Source organism: Streptomyces megasporus (genome assembly GCF_000718985.1).
GTDB lineage: Bacteria > Actinomycetota > Actinomycetes > Streptomycetales > Streptomycetaceae > Streptomyces > Streptomyces megasporus.
In genome coordinates, this window is record NZ_JODL01000044.1 from 61570 (window position 1) to 67569 (window position 6000).

6 protein-coding genes are annotated in these 6000 nt (G+C 72.7%); all 6 read right to left on the minus strand.

The genetic code is table 11. The annotated features are described in order from the left end of the window. Positions 1 to 177: 177 nt before the first annotated feature. The gene (locus IF47_RS0125630; RefSeq protein ID WP_031511381.1) at positions 178 to 1302 is read right to left on the minus strand and encodes a hypothetical protein; all 1125 of its coding nucleotides are present in this window, start codon (positions 1300 to 1302) and stop codon (positions 178 to 180) included. Beyond that, a complete protein-coding gene (locus IF47_RS0125635) occupies positions 1299 to 2222 on the minus strand; it encodes a lactate/malate family dehydrogenase (RefSeq protein WP_031511382.1) in 924 nt (307 codons plus the stop codon). Before IF47_RS0125635 ends, IF47_RS0125630 begins: the two co-directional genes overlap by 4 nt. Then, positions 2219 to 3409 (minus strand): phosphotransferase, encoded by a 1191-nt coding sequence (locus tag IF47_RS0125640; protein WP_051718229.1) that lies wholly within the window; start codon positions 3407 to 3409, stop codon positions 2219 to 2221. The genes IF47_RS0125635 and IF47_RS0125640 overlap by 4 nt, the downstream gene beginning before the upstream one ends. A gap of 98 nt (positions 3410 to 3507) precedes the next feature. Then, complete coding sequence (gene dnaN / locus IF47_RS0125645; protein ID WP_031511384.1) at positions 3508 to 4611, minus strand: DNA polymerase III subunit beta; 1104 nt, start codon at positions 4609 to 4611, stop codon at positions 3508 to 3510. 118 nt (positions 4612 to 4729) lie between these two features. Beyond that, a complete protein-coding gene (locus IF47_RS0125650) occupies positions 4730 to 5227 on the minus strand; it encodes a hypothetical protein (RefSeq protein WP_031511385.1) in 498 nt (165 codons plus the stop codon). Positions 5228 to 5367: 140 nt separating this feature from the next. Further along, positions 5368 to 5745, minus strand: coding sequence for a hypothetical protein (locus IF47_RS0125655; protein WP_051718232.1), 378 nt, complete (start codon positions 5743 to 5745; stop codon positions 5368 to 5370). Positions 5746 to 6000 lie beyond the last annotated feature (255 nt).

A 6000-nucleotide genomic window follows, 5' to 3' on the forward strand; every position in this document is an offset into this window, starting at 1 on the left:
AGAGAGTGGGGGGTGGCCTGGACCGATGCCGGCCACATCGTGGCCGGCGCATCTCGTCTTTCCCCGACGGGACCGGTCGAGCATTCCCTCGGACCGCCCCCGAACACGGCGAAGCGCCCCTCACTTCCGGCGGCGGAGTGAGGGGCGCGATAGGTCCGCCGGGAGGCGGCCGGTGTCCTACAACGTCAGATCGGCCAGCATCTTGGCGGTGGCGGTGGTGTTGTGGGTCAGCGTCACCTCGTGGCGGGGCAGCCGATGGAGAGTCTCGGTCACGGCTGTGCGGGCCCGGGCTGCGCCGCCGATGGGGACGCGGACCAGATCGAGAACGTCCGGGTAGCGGTCCTCGGTCACCCCGGCCATGAAGTCGCTCTCCCCCAGTTCGCGGCCGCCCGCGATGCGGGCCGGGGCGGCATCAGAAGTGAAGGTGGGGAATAGCAGCGCGGTAGCCTCCGCGCCGTCGATCAGGTCCAGGCCGAACCAGTCGGCAAGCTGGTGCGGCCAGACCTGCGCCTTGAGTTCCCGTCGCCCTTCCCACAGCGGCTCCCGTCGTCCAGCCGCCAGGGCGGCGGTGACGCGGGGGTCGACGGTGGGGTGCAGGCGCTCGCCGGCGGCCAACCGGCCCCGGACGGTCTCGTACCAGCCGAGGGCATCCAGCAGGCCGAGGCCGACGGCCGCGGCGGCGGGCCAGGGCAGCACCCGCACCCGTCCGTTCTTCTCGACGCGGGCGAAGACCCGGTCGTTGGCCAGCAGCGACCAGTTCCCGGTGCGGGCGAGAGTGAACGCCAGGGTGGTCTTGCCCGCGCCCTTGCCACCGAAGGCGAGAGCGGCGCGGTTGCCGTGGACGGCGGCGGAGGCGTGCAGGATCACCCAGCCCGAGCGCAGCAACACCCCGCGGACGGCCTCGCGCGCCAGGCGGGCCGTGGCGGTGGCCACCGTTTCCTCTCCGGCCCCGACGATGTCCAGGCGCCCGGTGGCCGGGTCAGAGCGGTAGGAGAGTTGTTGGGCCGGGGAGACGGCCAGGGTCGTGCCGTCGGTGTGTCGGGTCAGGAGCATCGGGGAGCGGGCGTAGGAAACCTCCTCGTTGCGGGTGGCGGCGAGGCGGCCAGCGGCCTCGGTGTAGCGGTCGGGGTCGACGGCGGCTTCGATGCGCGGCTCGCCATCGCTGCCGGTGGCGCCCGGGGTGACTTTGGTGGTGTGCCACCAGGGGGTGACGTAGCGGCTGACCCAGTCGACGACGGCGGGCGGGCCGGTCACAGTCGCGGTCGCGGGGCCGGCGTGCAGGCGCATGGCGGTGGGGGTCATGAGGTCCTCTCCTGTGCGGGGGTGGGCGTACTGGTCAGGTGGTGGTAGGCGGTGGCGAGTTTGGCTGCGGCCGCGTCGAGTTCGGCGGTCTCCTGCGGTGACAACTCCGGGAGTCGGATGGTGGGCACGCCGGCCTTCACGGCGAGCGGCAGGCCCAGCCACACCCCGCCGCGCCAGGGCCGGGACAACTCGATCACTCCCGGGGCGTCTCCCAAGAGGTGCCGCAGTGCGGCGAGGACGGCTCCGGCCGGGCCGGTGCGGGTCCGACCAATGCCGGCGCTGATCCGTCCCGGTCGGGCGGCCAGCGCGGCGCGGATGGTCTCCACCGGCACTGCGGCCGGGTGGCCGGCGACGGTGGTGGACGAGGCGCAGATCACTGCGGCGTCGCCGTGTTCGCCGATGACGTGTCCGTGGATCTGCTCGACGGGCACGGCCAAGTGGTGGGCTAGCAGGAGCCGGTAGCGGGCGGTGTCCAGGCTGGATCCGATACCGAAAACGCGGGTGCCGCCGCAGGCTTCGGCCAGGAGTCGGGTCATCAGGTCGACCGGGTTGGTGACCACCAGGACCACTCCGGGGTAGCCGCGCAGCACTTGGTGGCCGATGCGACGGATTATCGGGGCGTTCGCGGTGGCGCCGCCCATCCGCACGTCGCGGTGGTGGGTGTTGGTGAAGTGGGCGCGGGCGGCGACGACCACAGCGTGGCAGGTGGTCAGGTCGGCCGGGCGGCAGGCGCGGGGGCGGGCGGGTGAGCCCAGTGCGGTGCGCATGTCGTCCAGGTCGGCGGCCAGCGCTTCGGTTTGGGCGTGGGTGCGGGAGGCGATCAGCAGCTCGCCGCACAGGCCGGAGGCGACCAGGGCGCCGGCGACGGCCTGCCCTACGGCGCCGGTGCCCAGCACCCCGACAGTCGGCAGGGCGATCATGGTGTCACCGCCGTGTGGGCGCAGGAGATCGCCCGTTCCCAGGCCCGGTCGCCGTCTGCGGAGCTCGTCAGGGCCAGGGACGCCTGGTGGACCATCGCCGCCACCGCCGTCGCGTGGTCGGTCACGGCGTGTGCGAGGGGCGGCATGGGCAGGCCGGGCGGGGCGGTCAGGTAGGTGCTGGTGATGTTGAGGGTGTCCATCAGCCACAGCGTGGTCGTCTCTCGCAGCCAGAGGTCCGGGGCGGGCATCGTGCGGGCGATGTCGGCGACGAACGCGGCGACCTGCTCGACGACCGTCCGGGCACCGCCTGGGATCAGCCCGGTGACGGCCATCAGCAGGGTGCGGCTGATCAGCCGGGTCAGGTCCTCGGCGGCGTTGGCCGGGCGCAGTCCCGGGTCCAGTAGCACCAGACCGCTGCCGTCCGGGGGGTGGATGACGTGTTCGGGCTTGAGGTCTCCGTAGACCAGTGTCACCGGTCCGGCCGGGAGCGGGCGGTGGGTGACGTGCCGTGCGGCCGCCCGCATCTCCACCTCCACCACGCGGCGGTGGGCCTCGGGCAGGCGTGGGGCGCCGATCTGCCGCAGGTAGGCATCGCTGTCGGGGATGATGAACTTCCGGGCGAACGTGGCGGGAATGGACCGTTCGGAGATCACCTGTGCCGTGCCCAGCACGGCCGGGTCCAGGGTGTGCAGCCGCTGCAGGTCGACGCAGACCTCCTCCAACGATGCGGCCGTCTGGTCGGGATGCCGGGCCAGGTGGGCGGCCAGGCTGGGGCCGGTGGCGGGTTCGGTGAACAGCACACCGTGGTGGAGCCCGGCCACCGCCGGCACCCGCGGCCGCCCCAACTCGGCCAGCAGTCGCAGGTGGGCCGCCTCCCGGTGCAGCAGGTGGTCGGGCCGGGCGGCGTAGGCGCGCTGCCGGTCCTGCACCTGGTCCCAGGTGCCGTGCAGGCCGCGCAGCACCGAGACCAGCGACGCGCCCAGGACGGACAGCTTCGCGTACAGCGGGCGGCCGTCGACGGTGAGGCGCTTCACGTAGCCGGTGGCGCTGGGGACATGGTCGTGCAGGCAGATGTCGGCGCCGGGCCATGCGGCGGCGGCGGCGTGTCGGATCTGTCCGGCCGCCCAGTCCAGCAGCATGGCCGGGCGCAGCCCCGGGCCGCAGCCCGGAGACGAGGTGATGGACATCGGTCCTCCCAGATGAGTGGTGGAGGGTCGGGTAACAACTGGCGCCCTCCCGCCCCGAGCAGGGGTGGGAGGGCGCCGCTGGAGGCCGGTTCGCCGGGTCAGGCGCTGAGACGGACCGGCATGAGCAGATAGGCGGGGTCGTGAGCGCCGCCGGTGGCGGTGCGCAGTGCGGCGGGCTTGGTGGGGGTGCGCAGCCCGAGGCGGAGCGTGTCGGCGCCGAGGGCCTTCAGGCCGTCCAACAGGAAGCCGGGGTTGAAGGCGATCGCCATTGGGGTGCCGTCCACATCGGCGTCGACGCGGTCACGGGCCAGGGCGTCGTCGGTGGCGCCGGCCTCAATGGCGATGTGCCCGGCCTGCACGGTGAGCCGGACCGGGGTGTTGCGTTCGGCGACCAGGGCGACGCGCTCGACCGCAGTGGCCAGAGCGGCGGCGTCGACGGTGACCTCGGTGGCGTGCTCGGCGGCGAAGAACGGCCGGTGGTCCGGTAGTTCGCCGTCCAGAGCGCGGGCGGTGCCGGTGCGGCCCGGCGCGGTGAGGCCGATCACGCCGGTGCCGTCGGGTAGGGCGAGGGCGACATCGCCGCCGGTGAGGTCCTTGGCGAGGTCGACCAACGTCTTGGCGGGGATCAGTGCTCGGCTGGCGCGTCCGGGGTCGGTGGGCGCCCAGGGGATGGTGCGGACCGCGATGCGGTAGCGGTCGGTGGCCGCCAGGGTGAGTCCCTCAGCGGTGGCGGCCAGTTGGATGCCCGTGAGGACGGGCAGGGTCTCGTCGCGGGCAGCGGCGGTGGCGACCTGGGCGACCGCGGTGGCCAGCAGGTCGCCGGGCAGGGTGCCGGCGGTGGCCGGGGGCCGGGGCAGGGCCGGGTACTCCTCTAGCGGCAGGGTGTGCAGGGTGAAGCGGGCGGCGCCTGCCTCGACCGTCAACTGGTGGGCGTCGCTGGAGAGGTGGATCTCGCCGCGCAGCCGGCCGGCAATGTCTGCCAGCAGACGCCCGGGGACGGCCAGGGTGCCCGGTTCGGTGACGCGGGCAACGGCGGTGGCCCGGGCTGAGGCCTCGTAGTCGAACCCTGAGACCTCCAGGGCGTCGTCCTGGGCGTGCAGGTGGAAGGCGGCCAAGGTCGGCACCGGTGGGCGGGCGGGCAGCGCGCGGGCGGCGTAGGCGCAGGCGGCGGCGAGCTGGGTGTGATCAATGACGGCTTTCAACGTCAGAGCTCCCGGTCGAACGGAACGAATCGCGAAGGTGCGGATACGGCAGCGCCCGCCGGTCCCGGTGTGAGGACCGGGACCGGCAGGCGCTGTGCAAAGGGGAGTGGGGAAGAGGTCAGCGGGTGCGTCGCTCCCAGCCGGTAATGGCGGCAGTGACGGTGTCGGAGTTGTGGCCGGAGCCGACGTACAGGCCGGTGCCAGTGGTGATGTGGGTGACCGTCCGGCCATCCGGGTGGCGGGTGTCGATCAGCAGGTAGGGGCCGTAGCGGCGTACGCTCTGCGGTTCCTGCGGCTCCAGCCGCTGCTGCGGGGGGACGTCGCCGATGAGCAGCGTCTCGACGCTCAAGGTCGCCCGTCCGGCAGGGCGGGGCGGGGTCAGGTAGCCGGTGACGGTGATCCGGGTGCCGGGCTCGGTGGCCCGGAGATCGCCGGTGGCTTCAGGGGTGCCGACGTGGCAGGGCACGGTGACCGTGGCGGCGTCGCCTGTCTGCCCCAGAAGGGTGTGGCGCAGCAAGAACGTACAGGTGCCGTCGTCGTGGACCTCGATGGAGGCGGAGTCGGGCAGGACACCGGTCAGCGTCACCTGCCGCGGTGTGGGCATGGAGGTGGTCATGAGAATTCTCCTTTCTCGGAAACGGAACTGGTGGGAACCGGTGACGGTCCTCCCCTCAAGGCGGGAGGCCGGGGGTAGGCCGGTGGTCCGCAGGAGAAAGAGGCCACCGGAAGGGGGCGCGGCCGAGCCTCGTCAGGCGGTCACGCCGTGGGCGGCTGCGGGTGGGTGTAGCGAACGGGCTTGCCCAACTGGTGGGCGTAGGCGATCTCAGCCCGGGTGGACGATCCGATGTATCCACCGGGATTGACGACCAAGACCTGGTCCGCGACGGCGACCTTGAACAGGTGCAGGGCGTCCAGGACGGGCTTGAGTCGTTCGGCCTGTCCGCTGGTGGCCCACAGCTCGTGCGGCTGCTTCAGGTTACAACCCGGGGCGAGCACGACCCGCCCGGCGGCGGTCTCCCGCACGTTGGCCTCGGCCATCTCCGCCCAGAACCGAGTGGAGCCGCACAGGGCCACCACGGTCCGCTTCCCGGGCAGTGTGGCGTCGGCGTGGTCGTGGGATTGGGCCTGGGCCAGCAGTTGGAGAGCCAGTCCGACCAAGGTGGCGGCCTGGGCGGTGTAGGGGCCGCCGGTGATGACGCCTGCGGCGAACTCCCGGGCCGCGGACGACAGATCCATCGCACAGGCGGCCACCAGATCGGCGGTGTTGCGGTCGATTTCGGACACGGCGAAGCCCTACTTTCTTGTCGTGGGTTCGAACTGGTCATTCGTAAGATCAGCGGGACCCGGGGGTCCCGGGTATGGCTGCATGGCAGTCGCCGCCTGATGGCT